The 16,269-nt window shown below is 65.2% G+C and carries 15 protein-coding genes; 5 read left to right on the forward strand and 10 right to left on the reverse strand.

Features of this window, described 5'->3' with window-relative positions; translation table 11 throughout:
* Positions 1–97: 97 nt before the first annotated feature.
* The 4 genes from paoC to GXW78_RS10920 all read right to left on the reverse strand — a co-directional run bounded on the left by paoC (position 98) and on the right by GXW78_RS10920 (position 5,816).
* Entirely contained in the window at positions 98–2,308 is a 2,211-nt protein-coding gene (paoC, locus tag GXW78_RS10905) for an aldehyde oxidoreductase molybdenum-binding subunit PaoC (RefSeq protein ID WP_211868684.1), read from the reverse strand.
* Complete coding sequence (locus GXW78_RS10910) at positions 2,305–3,258, reverse strand: FAD binding domain-containing protein (protein ID WP_211868685.1); 954 nt, start codon at positions 3,256–3,258, stop codon at positions 2,305–2,307. The genes paoC and GXW78_RS10910 overlap by 4 nt, the downstream gene beginning before the upstream one ends.
* Entirely contained in the window at positions 3,255–3,905 is a 651-nt protein-coding gene (gene paoA / locus GXW78_RS10915; RefSeq protein ID WP_211868686.1) for an aldehyde dehydrogenase iron-sulfur subunit PaoA, read from the reverse strand. The genes GXW78_RS10910 and paoA overlap by 4 nt, the downstream gene beginning before the upstream one ends.
* A 549-nt stretch (positions 3,906–4,454) precedes the next feature.
* The gene (locus GXW78_RS10920) at positions 4,455–5,816 is read right to left on the reverse strand and encodes a tripartite tricarboxylate transporter substrate-binding protein (protein WP_211868687.1); all 1,362 of its coding nucleotides are present in this window, start codon (positions 5,814–5,816) and stop codon (positions 4,455–4,457) included.
* A gap of 237 nt (positions 5,817–6,053) precedes the next feature.
* Between GXW78_RS10920 and GXW78_RS10925 the strand changes: the two genes are divergently transcribed.
* Both GXW78_RS10925 and GXW78_RS10930 read left to right on the forward strand, forming a co-directional pair.
* Positions 6,054–6,674: an amino acid synthesis family protein gene (locus GXW78_RS10925; RefSeq protein ID WP_338147727.1), complete on the forward strand. Its 621-nt coding sequence runs from the start codon at positions 6,054–6,056 to the stop codon at positions 6,672–6,674.
* A 160-nt stretch (positions 6,675–6,834) separates the two neighbouring features.
* The gene (locus GXW78_RS10930; RefSeq protein ID WP_211868691.1) at positions 6,835–7,527 is read left to right on the forward strand and encodes a cupin domain-containing protein; all 693 of its coding nucleotides are present in this window, start codon (positions 6,835–6,837) and stop codon (positions 7,525–7,527) included.
* 273 nt (positions 7,528–7,800) lie between these two features.
* Here GXW78_RS10930 and mtgA read toward each other — a convergent pair whose 3' ends face one another.
* On the reverse strand, positions 7,801–8,466 hold the full coding sequence (gene mtgA / locus GXW78_RS10935; RefSeq protein WP_211868693.1) for a monofunctional biosynthetic peptidoglycan transglycosylase: 666 nt from the start codon (positions 8,464–8,466) through the stop codon (positions 7,801–7,803).
* A 673-nt stretch (positions 8,467–9,139) separates the two neighbouring features.
* Here mtgA and GXW78_RS10940 point away from each other — a divergent pair.
* The 3 genes from GXW78_RS10940 to GXW78_RS10950 all read left to right on the forward strand — a co-directional run bounded on the left by GXW78_RS10940 (position 9,140) and on the right by GXW78_RS10950 (position 11,850).
* On the forward strand, positions 9,140–10,123 hold the full coding sequence (locus GXW78_RS10940; protein ID WP_211868694.1) for a Bug family tripartite tricarboxylate transporter substrate binding protein: 984 nt from the start codon (positions 9,140–9,142) through the stop codon (positions 10,121–10,123).
* A 294-nt stretch (positions 10,124–10,417) separates the two neighbouring features.
* Complete coding sequence (locus GXW78_RS10945; protein WP_211868696.1) at positions 10,418–10,801, forward strand: c-type cytochrome; 384 nt, start codon at positions 10,418–10,420, stop codon at positions 10,799–10,801.
* Positions 10,802–11,055: 254 nt separating this feature from the next.
* Positions 11,056–11,850, forward strand: a complete 795-nt coding sequence (locus GXW78_RS10950) for a DUF2189 domain-containing protein (protein ID WP_211868697.1) — start codon at positions 11,056–11,058, stop codon at positions 11,848–11,850.
* Between the two features lie 42 nt (positions 11,851–11,892).
* Here the strand turns inward: GXW78_RS10950 and GXW78_RS10955 are convergent, their stop codons facing one another.
* The 5 genes from GXW78_RS10955 to GXW78_RS10975 are packed head-to-tail and all read right to left on the reverse strand — an operon-like array spanning position 11,893 to position 16,269.
* A complete protein-coding gene (locus tag GXW78_RS10955; RefSeq protein WP_211868698.1) occupies positions 11,893–12,273 on the reverse strand; it encodes a cytochrome C oxidase subunit IV family protein in 381 nt (126 codons plus the stop codon).
* A gap of 11 nt (positions 12,274–12,284) precedes the next feature.
* On the reverse strand, positions 12,285–13,007 hold the full coding sequence (locus tag GXW78_RS10960) for a heme-copper oxidase subunit III family protein (protein WP_211868699.1): 723 nt from the start codon (positions 13,005–13,007) through the stop codon (positions 12,285–12,287).
* Between the two features lie 14 nt (positions 13,008–13,021).
* Positions 13,022–13,690, reverse strand: coding sequence for a cytochrome c oxidase subunit 3 (locus GXW78_RS10965; RefSeq protein WP_211868700.1), 669 nt, complete (start codon positions 13,688–13,690; stop codon positions 13,022–13,024).
* A complete protein-coding gene (gene ctaD / locus GXW78_RS10970; RefSeq protein ID WP_211868701.1) occupies positions 13,687–15,447 on the reverse strand; it encodes a cytochrome c oxidase subunit I in 1,761 nt (586 codons plus the stop codon). The genes GXW78_RS10965 and ctaD overlap by 4 nt, the downstream gene beginning before the upstream one ends.
* A gap of 21 nt (positions 15,448–15,468) precedes the next feature.
* Positions 15,469–16,269 carry a cytochrome c oxidase subunit II gene (locus tag GXW78_RS10975; RefSeq protein WP_246522039.1) on the reverse strand — a complete coding sequence of 267 codons (801 nt, stop codon included), beginning with the start codon at positions 16,267–16,269 and terminating at the stop codon, positions 15,469–15,471.

Genomic DNA, 16,269 nt, shown 5'->3' on the forward strand with positions numbered 1-16,269 from the left:
GCGCGTTCGGTTGCCGTGGCGTAGCAGGCGCTTTGTGTCACTCGAGCCAGTCGATCGGGAACGCGCAAGCAGCGTTGGGCCGCGCCCTCCGCATCCATCACATGGTCGCCGGCAGCCCTTCCAGCAGCTTATCGAGCGTGATCGGATAGTGCCGCACCCGCACCCCCGTCGCATTGTAAATCGCATTCGCAACTGCCGCGCCCACGCCGCAGATGCCAAGCTCCCCGACACCCTTGGCCTTCATCGGGGAAGAGATCGGATCGACTTCGTCCAGGAAGATCACCTCCTGATGCGGGATGTCGGCGCAGACCGGCACCTCATAGCCGGCCAAATCGTGGTTGACGAAGAATCCGCGGCGCGTGTCCACCGCCAGCTCCTCCATCAGCGCTGCGCCAACCCCCATCGTCATGGCGCCAATCACTTGGCTCCGCGCCGATTTGGGATTGAGGATGCGTCCGGCGGCACAGACGGCGAGCATCCGCCGGACCCGCGACTCCCCAGTGGCGGCATCCACCGCCACCTCCACGAAATGTCCGGCGAAGGTCGATTGCTGGTATCGCTTGGCGAGGTCGCCGTATTCCATCTTGTCCTCGGCCGTCAGGCCATCCGCGCCCGCCGCGTCGCCAAGCCGGACGCCGCGGTTGCCGGCACGCACCATCCCCTCGACAAACTCGGCCTCCGCGGAATTGAAGCCGAGCCGTCCCGCCACGGCCTCACGCAGCTTCACGCAAGCCGCATAGACGCCCGCCGTCGCACTGTTGCCGCCCCATTGGCCGCCTGAGCCGGCCGAGGCGGGAAAGCTGGAATCGCCCAGGTGCACTGTCACCTTGTCGAGTGACACGCCCATCATCTCTGCCGCGGTCTGCGCGATGATGGTGTAGCTGCCTGTACCGATGTCAGTCATGTCGGTTTCGACCGTCACGCCCCGATCCCGGTCCAGCCGCACCCGAGCGCCGGACGCCATCACCAGGTTGTTGCGGAAGCCGACCGCAACCCCCATGCCGAGCAGCCAGCGACCCTCCCGACGTTGGCCCGGCGTCGCGGCGCGCCGGCTCCAGTCAAAGCGCTGTGCGCCATGGCGAAGGCATTCGATAAGCTGGCGCTGCGAGAACGGCCGGTCAGGGTCGTCAGGATCAACCTGCGTGTCGTTGACGACGCGGAACTCAATCGGATCCATGCCGAGGCGCTCCGCCATCTCGTCCATGGCCACCTCGAGCGCCATCAGGCCCGGCGCCTCCCCCGGGGCACGCATGGCATTCCCCTCCGGCAGGTCGAGCACAGCAAGGCGCAGCGCGGTTAGCCGATTGCGGCCAGCGTAGAGCAGCTTCGTTTGAGCAACCGCTGTCTCCGGCCCGCCATCCTCCAGATCGCCCGAAAGGCTTACATGCGCAATTGCCGTGATCCTGCCGTCCGGCGCCGCGCCGATACGAATATGCTGGATCGTGGCCGGCCGGTGCGTGGTGTTGTTCGCCATAAGCGGTCGGGTTAACGCGACCTTGACAGGACGTCCCGCTGCCCGAGCCCCGAGCGCCGCGAGAACCGCGTCAGCGCGCAGGAACAGCTTGCCGCCGAAGCCGCCGCCGACGAAGGGGGAGTCGACGCGCACATTCTCGGCCGGCAAGCCGAGCGTCCTCGCCAAGTCGCGCTTCCCCCAGGCGATCATCTGGTTGGAGGTCCAGATAGTGAGCTTCTCGCCCTCCCACGCGGCGATGGTCGCGTGTGGCTCCATCATCGCGTGGCTTTGGTCCGGCGTGGAATAGGTCTCGTCCAGTCGGATCGCGGCCTGTGCGAACGCGCCTTCGAAATCGCCGACGCGGTCCTCCTGCGGTGGCGCGCCGCTGTCGGCCGAGGCGAGTTCTGCCTTCGGTGCCTCTGCGGTCAGATCGAAGCGGCCGCGCTGAGGCGCATAACCCACGCGGATCATCGCGGCGGCGTCGCGCGCCTGCTCGAAGCTTTCCGCGACCACGACCGCGATCGCCTGATGGTAGTGCTGGATGTCAGGACCGCCGAAGAGGCTGGCCGTGTTCGTCACCCCCTTCTCGAGCCGCGGCATGTCGAGTGTCGTGACCACCGCGAGGACGCCGGGCGCAGCCTTCGCCGCGCTCGCATCGATGGCGGTGATCCGTCCCTTGGCGATGCCTGCTCCGAGGACATGACCATAGGCCTGATTGGGCACAACCTCGTGCCGCTCATAGGCGTATGGCGCGGTGCCCGTGGTCTTGCGTGGTCCGTCGATACGATCGACTGGCTGCCCCACGACCTTGAGGCGGTCGATTGGATTGTCGGACGCGGGAGCGTCGAACTTCATGGCTCAGCCCTCGCCTCGGCCAGGATCGAAGCGAGCGCCCGCTCCGCCAATGTCAGCTTGAATGCGTTGTCATGGCTCGGCCGCGCGCCATCGAGGATGCCGGCCATGGTTGGCTTGGCGCCGCGCGGCAACGTCGCCTCGGCGGCCTCGACCCGCCAGGGGCGATGTGCCACGCCGCCGAGGGCGACGCGGCCGGTGCCATCCCGCTGGACCACTGCCGCCACGGCGACGAGCGCGAAGGCGTAGGAGGCGCGGTCGCGTACCTTGCGGTAGAAATGGCGCCCACCGAGCGGGGGCGGCAGGATAACGCCGGTGATGAATTCGCTCGCCTCGAGCGTTGTCTCGACCTGCGGCGTGTCGCCGGGCAGGCGGTGGAACTCGGCGATCGCGATGCTGCGCGTCGCACCGTCCGCCTTCACCGTTTCCACCACCGCATCCAGGGCCCGCAGGGCGACCGCCATGTCGCTGGGGTGGGTCGCGATGCAGGCCTCGCTGGCCCCAATCACCGCGAGTTGCCGCGTGACGCCGCCGATCGCTGCGCAACCGGCCCCCGGCTGGCGTTTATTGCAGGGCTGCGCAGTGTCATAGAAATATGGGCAGCGAGTGCGTTGCAGAAGATTGCCGGCAGTCGTCGCCTTGTTGCGCAGCTGCGCCGAGGCGCCGGCCAACAGCGCGCGGGATAGCACGGCGTAGTCCCGCCGCACCCGCTCGTCGGCGGCAAGCTCGGTGTTGCGGACCAGGGCGCCGATGCGCAATCCGCCGTCGGCCGTCGGTTCGATCCGGTCGAGGCCGAGCCCATTCACATCGATAAGATGCGTCGGCGTCTCGATCTGCAATTTCATAAGGTCGAGCAGATTTGTGCCGCCGGCAATGAACTTGGCGTGGGGCCGGCGCGCGGCCACCGCCGCCTCGGCAGCGGTCCGTGCGCGCTCATAGGTGAAGGGCCTCATCCCGGCCTCCCGGCGACCTCTACGATCGCGTCGACGATGTTGGAATAGGCACCGCAGCGGCAGATATTGCCGCTCATCCGCTCGCGGATCTCCTCCGCCGTGACCTGCGGTGGCGCCATAAGGTCGGCGGTCACATGGCTCGGGACGCCGGCCCTGATTTCATCCAGCATGGCCACGGAAGCGCAGACTTGGCCGGGTGTGCAGTATCCGCACTGGTACCCGTCGTGGCTGACGAAGGCAGCCTGCATCGGATGCAGGTGGCCGGGGCGGCCAATTCCTTCGATGGTGGTGACTGCATCGCCATCATGCATTACGGCTAATGTCAGGCAGGAATAGATACGCCGGCCTTCCACGATCACCGTGCAGGCGCCGCACTGGCCGTGGTCGCACCCCTTCTTGCTGCCGGTCAATCGCAGGTGCTCACGCAAGGCGTCGAGCAACGTCGTGCGCGGATCCAGCGCAAGGTTGCGGCTTTGCCCGTTTACGCGCAGCGATATCTGCGCCGTTGTCGCTTCCGGCGATCCGGGAGTTCCATGTGGAGCGGAAACTGATTGCGCGCCCGCCTCGCCATGGATAGGCGCGGTACCGGCGGCCGTTCCAGCCACCAATGCGCGCCTGGATATCGAGTGATGGCCTGAAGCTGTCATCGGGTCGTGTCCTTCACCGATGGCCGTCCGACCTGAGGATGGGCGCGGTCGGATCTCGCGATCGACTGTCTGAACACACCCTAAGCGCCTGGCCGCTCGGAGAGTTGCCGAACGCCACGCCGGAGGCAGCGTCTTCGCCGTGGACCCATCTCATGCTCAGGACGACCAGCGAGGCGCGTCATGCCATGAAGGCCGGGGTTAGATCGGACGCGGGGCCGGCGAACGCGAACGGCAGCGGTCTCAGGTCTAACCTCAACAGCCGCCGGATCCGCAGACGAAAAAGACGGCCGGCTCGCCAAAGGCGAATGCAGCACAGCGCGGGTGCCCACACCTACAGGCGCTACGTTCGGAGCCGATCGGGAGGACGCGACCTGCTTGGCTGTGGCCGTGGGACAGCGACATTTGCGTACATCGGCACATGGTGTCTGAATGACATCATGGCTCGGTCTGCATAGCGATCAGCGCTGCATGACAGCGCAGCCAGGTGCCGAACTCATGGGGCCGATGTCAAAGCGCGTCGGTGCGGCTCCCGCCGGCTTGCCCTTGCGTTCAGTTCATCTCGACCTGCATTTCCCGCAGCAGGGGTGTCCAGCGCGCTACTTCTGCACGGTAAAGCTGCGCAGCCGCATCCGGTCCCTCCGGGTCGCCAACCACACCCTCGCTGGCCAACCGCTCCCGAACCGCAGGCGTCCGCATCGCCTGTGTCACGGCTGCCGCCACCCGATCGAGTATCGGCCGCGGTGTTCGCGCTGGCGCAACGATCGCTGCCCAGTTGGAAAACTCATAACCGGGGAAGCCCTGCTCAGCGATCGTCGCCACCTCCGGAAGCAGAGGGCTGCGCTGCGCGCCACTGACGCCGACCGCCTTCACCGCGTTGGATCGTACCTGCGATGCCACGGAGGAGATCGTGGTGAACATCACGTCGAGCCGCCCCGCGAGTAGGTCGTTCAGCGCCGGCGCCGTGCCGCGATAAGGCACGTGCAGCATCTCGATCGCCAACGTCCGCCATAGCATCTCGGACGCGATGTGCGTCCCGCTGCCCTGCGCGACCGCGGGTGCCGCGAGAAGTCCGAACAACGCCGCGGCGAGCGCGGCGCGCCGGCCGCTTGGCGGCGCATCCGGCCGGGTCAGGAACTCGCGCAGATGGCCGGCGACAACGTCGGGCGCCTCCAGCAGGATGGAGTGGCGCAATCCAGGCAGGATCTGAAGCTCCGATCCGGCGATACGCTCATGCATCAGCCGCGCCATGCGCGGGTTCGATCCCTGGTCGAACTCGCCGGTCATCACCAGCGTCGGGACCGCGATCCGATGCAACGCATCGGCGAGGTCGCTCGTCGCCAGGACGCGATAGGCGGCGGCGTAGCTGGGCTTGTGGTTGGCCGCGATGCGGGCGAGCCGGCTCTCGACAACGTCTGGATGGCTTTCGCGGAAGGCATCCGTGAACCATCGCGACGCGGATGCCGTCGCATGGCTCATCGGCTCGTCGCGCTCGAGGGCTGCAAGGCGCTTCAGCACCGCCTCGCGCTCGGCCCCGGTGCGGCCGGCAACGCCGCTGACGAGAGCGAGGCGTCGCACGCGGTCAGGATGGTCCAGCGCGAAGCGTTGCGCGATCAGCGCACCGAGCGAGAAGCCCATGATGTCAGCGCTGGTGAACCCGACATGCTCCATCATCTCCGAGATATCGTCGGTGAAGTCTTCTAGGACATAGGGGCCGGGCACGCGCTCTGACTGGCCATGGCCGCGCAGATCAGGGCGCAGGATACGGAAGCCGGTCCCGAGCGCTCCCGCGACGAGCGACAGGTCCTCCAGGTCGCTGCCGACGCCGTGAATCAGCACGACAGGCCGTCCCTCACCATGCAGCCGATAGCGGGTGCGCAGCCTAGTCCCTGAAAAGAAGCGATCGTCAGACACTTGTCCCAGCCCTCCGCCGAATGGCGCATCGGCACCAACCGCATCGAGCCTAAGCAAGCGTTGAAACGAGGGTCAAGTTAGTTTTTCAGAAAAATGAAACATGCGGGCCACGTATCGCCGCTATTGCCGGGCGTCTTGACATCGAATACTCAGATTAATGAAAATCCTGGCCGCCAGCCCGGAGAAGGAAGCGATGATGAGAGCACGCGACGATCGCATGAGACAGGATCTCTGTCCGTGACGCCTCACCCCATTCGCAAGATCGTCACCTTCATCGACGATACGCTGGAAGAAGGCGGAAGAGCGACAGCACGGCCCATTCGCATGGCGGGCTGCGCGGCGGTCGTCCGTAATCCGTGGGCCGGTGCCGCATTCGTGGACAACCTTCGTCCCGGCATCACGGCGTATGCCGCCGCCCTGGGCGATACCCTCGTGCCGCGGCTGGTCGACCTCTTCCCCGATGCAGATGCCATCGAGGCCTTCGGCAAATGCGCGGTCGTCGGGGTCAATGGCGAGATCGAGCACGCCGCAGCGATGATCCACACCCTGCATTTCGGCAACCGGGTCCGCATCGGCACGCGTGGCGATTCGTTCATGTCCTTCACCAACAAGCGCAACGGTGCCGGTGGCGCCGTCATCCTGCCGCTGACGCACAAGACAAGCGAGCTGCGCGGGTCTCGTTCGCATTTCCTGACCCTCGAATTCGCGATCCCCGACGCGCCCGGACCGGATGAAATCGTGGTCGCTATCGGAGCCTCCGACGGCGGCAGGCCGCATTCGCGGATCGGCGACCGCTACATCGACATGAAAGAGATGGGCGTGGATCAGACGGGCAAGCCGCTTACAGCCCCTGCCTGATCGCGGGAACACGCACCGGCAGCATCCGCGTTCCCGCGTCCGGCACGGCCACGACAACTCGCGCATCGCGACGGAGGCCGTAAGGGCAGTTCCTACGAGCTTGCCTATGCTGGCCGGCTGGCATGGCCAGACCCTGATCCCTCAGCCTCGCCAATGCGGCTTGAACTTCAAGCATGCGGCTCGACAAGATAGATTGTCCGACCGCAACCTTGGCGAGACCTGCTTGGCGATGGAAGATGTAGAGTTGGCGAGCACGGCCGAGGCGTCGGGTGAGACCGACGCAACGTCCGCTGTGATCGGTCCCAAGATCCGCATGCTGCGGCGCTCACTATCGCTGTCCCTGCAGGTCCTTTCAGACCGGACTGGTATCTCGATCGGCCTGCTAAGCCAGATCGAGCGCGGCATCTCCGCGCCATCACTGAAGAACCTCGTTGCCCTGAGCTCGGCGCTTGGCATCCGCACGGGATGGTTCTTCGAGGAGGGCCATGCCGGTGACGATGGCGAGGGGCACTTGATCGTCAGGCGGGAGTTCCGCCGCAAGATCACCATGGCGAGCGGCACGAGCATGAGCAAGGAGCTGCTGAGCCCGAGGCGGGACGGCTCGCTCCAGATGTTCATTCTGACGCTGGAGCCCGGCGGGAGCACCGGTGAAGAACCCTATTCGCACCCGGCCGAGGTCGGCGGTTACGTTGTCTCGGGCCGCCTCGATCTTTGGCTGAATGGCCGGAGCTTCGTGCTGCGCAGCGGGGATAGCTTCTCGATTCCACCGAATTGCCTGCGACGCTATTCGAACGCAGATCCGCGCGAAGCCGTGGAATTGGTGTGGTCGATCGCCTACCCGGATCGCATGTAAGCTGCCGTGCTGTCCGGTGCAGATAGCCTGGGGACGGCCAGGCGATGCCTTCATCGCCGACGGGCATCGCGGCGCGCTGGACCGAGTCTCGTGCACGCGATGGAGCGTGCGAGGCTCCGGCGCTCCGGCACAGATAGTGCCTCCAACAAGTTGGCTGATGTCTACGGCGTCGCTGCACGAATCGAACGCTGTTCTCCGAATCATCTGATGCCGATGATCGACGGAGTAAGTCCGCCAGAAAGCGACTAAATCACCCGGTCGCGCCGCCGGACCCTACCATGAGCAGCCGAGCAGAGGGCGGATCTGCCCGATGCGCCGCTCGATGACGGCGGCGCGCCGGCGCACATACGGACCTGGCGATCCCGCAGACCAGGACAATGGGTTGGGAAGGACCGCCGCCAGGGTCGCGGCTTCCCGCGTCGAGAGCCGCGCGGCAGGCTTCCCAAAGAAGTGCTGGGCGGCCGCTTCCGCGCCATAGATGCCAGGGCCGAACTCCACGATATTAAGGTACACCTCAAGAACGCGCCGCCGCGGCCACAACAGCGCAATTTGCGGCGTGAACCAGGCTTCCAGGACCTTCCGAACAGGATCCCGTCCGGGCCACAAAAAGAGGTTCTTGGCCGTCTGCATCGTGATGGTGCTGGCACCGCGAGGCCGGTCGCCCTCCGACCAGGCGTCCACTTGCTCGCCAAGCGCATTGAAGTCGAATCCCAGCCACTGCTCGCAGAAGAGATTGTCCTCCGCAGCAATCACCGCTGCGGCGAGCGCTGGAGCAATCTCATCATGGGGCATCCAGCCGCGCTGCCAGCCGTATCCCTCCATCAGCCGTATGAGCATCAACGGCGTTGCCGGCGGCGGGAGGAAGCGGAACAGGAGTATCAACGCCAGCGGCACCGCGACTACCAGAATGGACACCCGCACGATGATTCGGCGCACCATGAGCATCCTTCTTGCCGTGGTTCGGATGAGCCGCCCGCGCTTGGCGACCTCCGTGTGCTTTGGCGGGAGATCAAACGGCGGTAGCGCGGGCAATGCTTTGCCCGAACTGTCTGGCAGCCCGATGACCGGGCGCAGTAGGCAGCTACCCCGTGCCGAGAACGTTTTGCAGTGAGACCAGATTATCGCCGCCCCAACCATGTGGCGCCGGATACCGCTCCAACTGCGCCGGAAGGTCGCGAAGCCAAGGTGGCCGATCATCCGACGGCGCAGCTCGGAGCTGCGGCAATGCGCTGCGCGATGGCGAAACCGAGCAACCCGATACCATCAGCGCCGCGGCGGCTATGCAGACTCCTATCAGTGCCGATCGTGACATCCGTGACCTCATCGACGAACCTGTACCACGATTTCGCCGAGCGGGCCCTGTTCGCTACGCGCCGGTCCTCGTCGGATCTTCCTCGGCTCGCGGGCGCCGGGCCTGTTTCGCGACAACGCTTTCGCATCGCGACGGCTACTCTTCGGGTTGATGAGTGTCCCCCGGACATGAAGGATTGCCGTCTGCGATACCGGCGGGCCTGCGGGGCACGCGCCTTTGGTGCGCCGGCACCGTCAGGAGATACTCGGCACGCTCGCCAACCGATGGTATCGACGATGTGCCTTCGGGAGGAAAACACCAGTGAAGCGTCGCCGTCTGCTCGCCAACGGGGCTGCCAGCCTCGCCCTGCCCGTCCTTCTCGGTCGCACGGCCCAGGCCCAGTCCGCCTGGCCCGACCGTCCGATCCGCCTGATCGTTCCCTTCCCGCCCGGCGGCGGCACCGATACCGTGTCGCGCGAGTTGGCGACGCGTATCGGCCTCGCCACGGGGTGGACAATTGTTGCCGACAACCGTCCCGGTGCGGGGGGCACCATCGGCCTGGACGTCGTCGCCAAGGCGGCGCCGGACGGCTACACGATCGGGCTCGGCCAGACCTCCAACCTCGCGATCGCACCGGCCATCTATCCGAATCTGCCCTTCGACCCGTTGCGCGACCTCTCGCCGATCGGTCTCGTCGCGCAGCAGCCGAATCTCATCGTGGTCGCGCGCAACTCGCCGATCCGTGACCTCGACGGCCTGCTGGCAGCGGCGCGGGCCCGGCCCGGGCAGCTCAGCGCAGGCCATCCGGGCAACGGCACGGTCGGCCATCTCGGGGGCGAAGTGATGAATGCCAGCGCGGGCATCGATATCGTCCAGGTGCCCTATCGCGGCGCAGGCACCGTCGTTGCCGACCTGCTGGCCGGCCGAATCGACGTCTATTCCGCGAATCCGCTGTCCGTGAAAGGCGTTCTGGAATCGGGAGAGATCCGGGCACTGGCCGTCACCTCTCCTGCGCGTAGCTCAGCGTTCCCGGACGTGCCGACGGTGGCAGAACTCGGTCACCCGGCTTTCGAGGCGATGAACTGGACCGGCCTGGTCGGCCCAGCGCGCCTGCCGGAGCCGATCGTCAACCGGATGAACGAGGAGATGCGCAAAGTGCTGGCCAATGCCGATGTGCGCGCGCGCTTCACCAACGAGGGCAGCGACGTAGTGGGTTCCACCCCGGCCGAGTTCCGGCGCCATCTGGAATCCGAGATCAACAAGTGGGGCACGCTCATTCGCTCGGCGAACCTGCGCGTCAACTGAGCGCCGCTTGCTTTGGCGGCCTCTCGCCGCAGATGGGTTCGCCCGATCATCGGGCGGCTCATGCTGCCGGTTCGGAGCGGCCGGCACACCTCGTTGAGGTTCAGCCGGCCAGCGATGGGCTAGCGGAGCAGTCTCCCGGCTTCGCCTGGCGACACCCCGAGTCCGAATGGGGCTCTGGGGCCAACAGAATGCTGCGTCACATGCCCCGCAGTTTGCTAGAATAGCGCAACATCTCCACGCCGGTGCCGGGGTTCACCGCGCGCGCCGGTACGGCGCGCCACTGAGGAGGTCGCAATGTGGCGCATCATCCTGCTGGCGGTACCCGCAATCGCAAGCATTGTCGCCACGGCTTCTGCCCAATCGGGTGATGCCGCCGCGGGACGGCGCGTCTTCAGCCAATGCCTCGCATGCCACACCATCACTGAAGGCGGGCGCAACGGCGTCGGTCCCAACCTCTGGGGTGTCGTCGGCCGCCGTGCGGCGAGCATCGAAGGGTTCCGCTACTCGGCGAACATGCGCGAACGCGGCGAGGGCGGGCTGACCTGGACCGAAGATCAACTGCGCGTCTACGTCCGCAACCCGAAGGAGTTGGTGCCGCGCGGCACGATGAGTTTCCCGGGGCTGCGCAACGACACGCAGTTGAACGACCTCATTGCCTATCTTGCAGCGCAGCGATAACCCGGAAGTGTTCTCTGCCCGCGGTGCGGTTGATGGTGCCGCCGCGCAACGCCCGACGACCGACGCGCCGCCCACCGACATCGGCGCGTGCGAAGCGCGGGCCGATATGCTAGCCATGAATTGTAGTTGTTGGCCCGAGAGCCTGTCGCTCGACGGACGCTTGGCTGCCTCGTCACTGCAGGCCGCAGGGTCATCCTCCGTGGCTCCTGGTCACGAAGGAGGTGACTGCGAGCGCTTCAGGAGGAGGCATTGTCATGGTTCAGGCCGTGCTGGTTTCCCGAGACAGCCAGGCTCACCTCGCCCCCATTGTCAGAAAGATCGGCCTTTCCGACATCCGTGTCGCTCTGGCCCGGGGTTACGCCGACTTCAACGAAACGCCGACGCAGCTCGTCTTTCTCGGAATCATCTACCCGATCGTCGGCTTTGTCGCGGCGCGTGCCGCCTCAGGCGGGGCGCTGCTGCCGCTGCTGTATCCGTTGGTGGCCGGTCTTTCGCTGATGGGCCCCGTCGCAGCCCTTGGCATCTATGAGTTGAGCCGCCGGCGTGAACAGGGCCTGCCGACAACCTGGCTCAACGCCTTCGACGTCCTCCGCTCACCGGCGATCGGGTCGATCGCGGCGCTCGGTGTGCTCATGGTGGCGATCTTCGTGGCTTGGCTCTTTGCCGCCCAGGCCGTCTATCGCGCAACGATGGGGGAGATGCTGCCCGGTTCCTTCTGGGCCCTGCTGAGCGCGGTGCTGACGACAAGCGCCGGCTGGCGGCTGATCCTTTGGGGGCATGTGGTAGGGCTCTTTTTCGCCTTCATCATCCTGTCACTGACGGTCGTCTCGTTCCCCCTGCTGCTCGACCGCAATGTCGGCGTGCAGGTCGCGGTCCGCACCTCGATCCGCGCCGTGCTGCACAACCCCATCCCGATGACGGCATGGGGCATCGTTGTCGCGGTGCTTCTCGCACTGGGCTGCCTGCCGCTTTTCGTCGGCCTTGCTGTCGTGATGCCTGTTCTGGGACATGCCACGTGGCACCTGTACCGGCAGGTCGTCGAGGCTTGAGCGGTCACGCGGCGCGGCGGCCTTATGGTCGCCGCGCGGGCCTCAGCCGGGAGTCCGGCTGAAATACACAATGCGCGAAAGCAGCGTGTGATCCGCTTCCAGCACCATGATGGCCACGAAGATCAGCACCGCCAATGGCGGCAGCAGGATAGCGTAGCCCAGCGCGAGCCTTTCCCATTTCATGTGCATGAAGACGGCGACGATCAGCCCTGCCTTCAGCGCCATGAAAACCAGGATCAGCGACCAGCGAAGTAGCCCGTGGAGCTGGAAATAGTCCACGAGGTAGGAAAAGGTGCTGAGGACGAAGAGCCAGCCCCACACCACAAGGTACAGACGGATCGGGTGCTGCTGACCCACCGCATGCGCAGCGTCGGCGCCGCGCGCCGACGTTGGGGCGGCATGTGCCTCGGCGACGTGCGACATGTCGGTTTCCCCTACCAGAGATAGAAGAGGGCGAAAATGAAGACCCAGACCAGATCCACGAAGTGCCAGTAGAGGCCGGTGATCTCCACGATCTCGTAGCGGCCCTTGCGGCTGGTGAAGAAGCCGGCCTTGCCCGTGTCGTAATCCCTACGCCACACCTTTCGCGCGACGATCAGCAGGAAGATCACTCCGATCGTGACATGCGTACCGTGGAAGCCCGTGATCATGAAGAAGGATGAGCCGAACTGCTCTGCACCGAAGGGATTACCCCACGGCCGTACGCCCTCATGGATCAGTTTGGTCCATTCGAAGGCCTGCATGCCGACGAAAAGAGCGCCGAAGGTCGCGGTAACCAGCAGCAGGATCGCTGTGCGTTTGCGGTCCCGCCGATAACCGTAGTTCACCGCCATTGCCATGGTGCCGCTACTCGTGATCAGCACGAAGGTCATGATGGCGATGAGGATGAGCGGCATATGCGTGCCGAAGATTTCGAGCGCGAAGACCTCGCTCGCATTCGGCCAGGTGACCGTCGTCGACATCCGCACCGTCATGTAGGACAGCAGGAAACAACCGAAGACGAAGGTGTCGCTGAGGAGGAAGATCCACATCATCGCCTTCCCCCAGGAGACGTCCTTGAACGTCGTCTGGTCGGAACTCCAGTCCCCGACGAAACCTTGAATCCCGCCGGTGCGATGCGCGGTCGCTGAAATCTGGGTTCGGACGCTGCCTTCCATCCTCGCGATCCTCCCTAGCCGTGCAGTAGCAGGGCGAACAAGGCGAACCAGACCAGCAACAGGAAGTGCCAATAGGTCGCACAAAGCTCCGTGCTGAGGCGGAGCTGTGCGAGCGGCGATCCCCGCGCTGTCCGATAGGCGGTGCGGCCAAGCACGATGAGCCCGCCGATCAGGTGCAGACCGTGTACGGCCGTGATGAGATAGAAGAATGAGCTCGAGGGATTGGTCGCAACACCGAAGCCTTCCGCCATCACCTGCTGCCAGGCGAGGTATTGGCCGGCGAGGAAGGCAAGGGCCGAAAGGCCGCCGGCCGCAAGGCCGACAGCGATGCCTTCGCGCCATCCGATACGCGCGTCAAGCTCGGCGCGATACAAGCTGAAGCTGCTGAGCATCAGCAGCCCGGTATTGAACCAGAGCATCGACGGCGTGGGGATCGACCGCCAATCATCCGCCATGTGCATGCGCATCAGGTAGGCGCTGATGAAGAGCGTGATCAGCGCGCCGACCACGGCCATGAATACCCAGAGGCCCAGCTTGACGGGCGGCACGCCCGGCACCTCGCCCCGCGTCACTTCGGCCGGAACGCCAACCTCGAGCCAAGGCTTTGACATCAGCCTCTGCCGCGACAGCCACCATCCGGCGATGCAGCCGACGACCGCGAGGTAGAGGATGATCGCGTTCATCCGGCGGGCCCCCGTGGCGGCTCGTTCTGCGGGATGAAGTCGCGCGCCGCGCCTGGCACGCTGTAGTCATAGGCCCAGCGATAGACGACCGGCATCGCCTTGCCCCAGTTGCCGTGGCCGGGCGGCGTTTCAGGCGTCTGCCACTCGAGGGTCGTCGCATTCCACGGATTGGGCCCAGCCTCCCGGCCGTGGCGCAGGCTCCACGCAAGGTTGAAGAGGAAGACCATCTGCGCAAAGCCGACAATCAGCGCCATGACGGTGATGAAGGCGTTGAGGTCATGCGCCGAGGCCGGCACGAAGGCGGCCTCGCCGATTTCGTGGTAGCGCCGCGGCACCCCGAGGAGGCCGATATAGTGCATGGGAAAGAAAATCAGATAGGCGCCAAGGAAGCTGACCCAGAAATGGAATCGGCCCATCGCCTCATTCAGCATCCGGCCGGTGATCTTCGGGTACCAGTGGTAGATGGCGCCGAAGATGACGAAGATCGGCGCAACGCCCATCACCATGTGAAAATGGGCAACCACGAACATCGTGTCCGAGAGAGGCACGTCCACGACCACATTGCCGAGGAACAGGCCGGTCAACCCGCCATTGACGAAGGTGACGATGAAGGCCAGCGCAAAGAGCATCGGGATGGTCAGGTGGATATCGCCGCGCCAAAGCGTCAGCAGCCAGTTGTAGACCTTGATCGCCGTGGGCACCGCAATGATCAGCGTCGTCGTCGCGAAGAAGAACCCGAAATAGGGGTTCATGCCGCTGACATACATGTGGTGTGCCCAGACGACGAAGCTGAGCGCACCAATGATGATGATTGCCCATACCATCTGGCGATAGCCGAAGATGTTCCGCCGCGCATGGGTGCTGATGAGGTCGGACACGATGCCGAAGGCAGGCAGGGCGACGATGTAGACTTCAGGATGCCCGAAGAACCAGAAGAGGTGCTGGAACAGCAGCGGACTCCCGCCTTCATGGTTCAGCCGCTGGCCCATCTCGACCAGCGCCGGCATGAAGAAGCTGGTGCCGAGCAGGCGATCCAGCATCAGCATCACGCAGCTCACAAAGAGGGCCGGAAAGGCGAGCAGCGCCATCACCGTTGCCGTGAAGATGCTCCAGACGGTCAGCGGCATGCGCATTAGCGTCATGCCGCGCGTGCGGGCCTGCAGGACGGTCACCACGTAGTTCAACCCGCCCATGGTGAAGCCGATGATGAACAGCATCAGCGAGGAGAGCATGAGCAGGATGCCCCAGTCCTGCCCGCCGGGCGTACCGGTGAGGATGGATTGAGGGGGATATAGCGTCCAGCCGGCGCCGGTCGGTCCGCCCGGGGCGAAGAAGCTCGCCGCGAGGATCAGCACGGCGAGAAGGTAGATCCAGTAGGACAGCATGTTCGCGTAGGGGAACACCATATCCCGAGCGCCAACCATCAACGGGATCAGGTAATTACCGAAGCCGCCGAGGAACAATGCCGTCAGCAGATACACCACCATGATCATGCCGTGCATGGTGATGAACTGATAGTACTCCGCCGGAGTGATGAAGTCGAAGACGCCGGGGAACCCTAGCTGCAGGCGCATCAGCCAGGAAAGCACCAGCGCGACGAGGCCGATTGCCGTCGCTGTCAGCGAATACTGGATGCCGATGACCTTGGCGTCCTGGGAGAAGACGTACTTCGTGATCCAGCTATGCGGATGGTAGAGCTCGACGTCCTCGACCTCGGCGGCGGGGATGCCGGTCATTGGGTCCGAGGCGATGCTCATGCCGGGAGCCTCCTCACGATCCTATTGCGCAGCCGCGAGACGCCGCACGAAGGTCGGCTGCTGCTCGAGCCAGGCTTCGTAATCGGGCGGCTCGGCCACCACGACGCGGGCCCGCATGACGGCGTGGCCTAGCCCGCAGAGCTCTGCGCAGATCGCTTCGAACGTGCCCGTACGCGTCGGCGTCAGCCAGAAGGACGTGACCTGCCCAGGCACCATGTCCATCTTCGCGCGGAACTCGGGCACGTAGAAATTGTGCAGCACGTCCACCGCGCGCAGGCGAACGTGGACCGGCCGCCCGATCGGCAACTGAAGCTCGCCGCCCTCCACGATGACGTCGTCCTGCCCTGACGGGTCAGCGGGGTCGATACCAAGTGGGTTCTCCGGGCCGACGAAGCGGACATTGACCGTGCCAAGCCTCCCGTCGCGGCCCGGCAAGCGGTAGCTCCACTGCCATTGCTGTCCGACGATCTCGATCTCGGTGGCGTCGGGCGGCACGGTGATGAAGCGCTGCCAGACGATCAGTCCGGGTGCAAGCATGGCCGCGACGCCGACCGCCGTACCGATGGTCAGCCACCATTCGAGCTTCTTGTTTTCCGGCTCGTGTTCCGCCTTGTGGCCGGGTCGGTGGCGGAAGCGCAGGACGCAATACGACATGAACAGGACGACGGCGGTGAAGACGACGCCGGTTATCCAGAACGTGACGATCAGCGTGTCATCAATGTACGTCCAGTTCGACGCGATCGGCGTCCACCACCAAGGGCTGAGCAGGTGAAAGAGGATAGAGCCGACGGCCACGGCTATCAGGGCGATCGCTACCGGCAT

It is taken from the genome of Neoroseomonas terrae, from assembly GCF_018129025.1.
GTDB lineage: Bacteria > Pseudomonadota > Alphaproteobacteria > Acetobacterales > Acetobacteraceae > Neoroseomonas > Neoroseomonas terrae.

Coding starts and splice junctions, on each gene's coding strand:
- ctaD (WP_211868701.1), bottom strand. CDS start 15,447: ATGAGCATCGCCTCGGACCCAATGACCGGCATCCCCGCCGCCGAGGTC.
- paoA (WP_211868686.1), bottom strand. CDS start 3,905: ATGACAGCTTCAGGCCATCACTCGATATCCAGGCGCGCATTGGTGGCT.
- GXW78_RS10975 (WP_246522039.1), bottom strand. CDS start 16,269: ATGCCGGTAGCGATCGCCCTGATAGCCGTGGCCGTCGGCTCTATCCTC.
- GXW78_RS10955 (WP_211868698.1), bottom strand. CDS start 12,273: ATGTCGCACGTCGCCGAGGCACATGCCGCCCCAACGTCGGCGCGCGGC.
- GXW78_RS10950 (WP_211868697.1), top strand. CDS start 11,056: ATGGTTCAGGCCGTGCTGGTTTCCCGAGACAGCCAGGCTCACCTCGCC.
- GXW78_RS10960 (WP_211868699.1), bottom strand. CDS start 13,007: ATGGAAGGCAGCGTCCGAACCCAGATTTCAGCGACCGCGCATCGCACC.
- mtgA (WP_211868693.1), bottom strand. CDS start 8,466: ATGGTGCGCCGAATCATCGTGCGGGTGTCCATTCTGGTAGTCGCGGTG.
- GXW78_RS10945 (WP_211868696.1), top strand. CDS start 10,418: ATGTGGCGCATCATCCTGCTGGCGGTACCCGCAATCGCAAGCATTGTC.
- GXW78_RS10965 (WP_211868700.1), bottom strand. CDS start 13,690: ATGAACGCGATCATCCTCTACCTCGCGGTCGTCGGCTGCATCGCCGGA.
- paoC (WP_211868684.1), bottom strand. CDS start 2,308: ATGAAGTTCGACGCTCCCGCGTCCGACAATCCAATCGACCGCCTCAAG.
- GXW78_RS10910 (WP_211868685.1), bottom strand. CDS start 3,258: ATGAGGCCCTTCACCTATGAGCGCGCACGGACCGCTGCCGAGGCGGCG.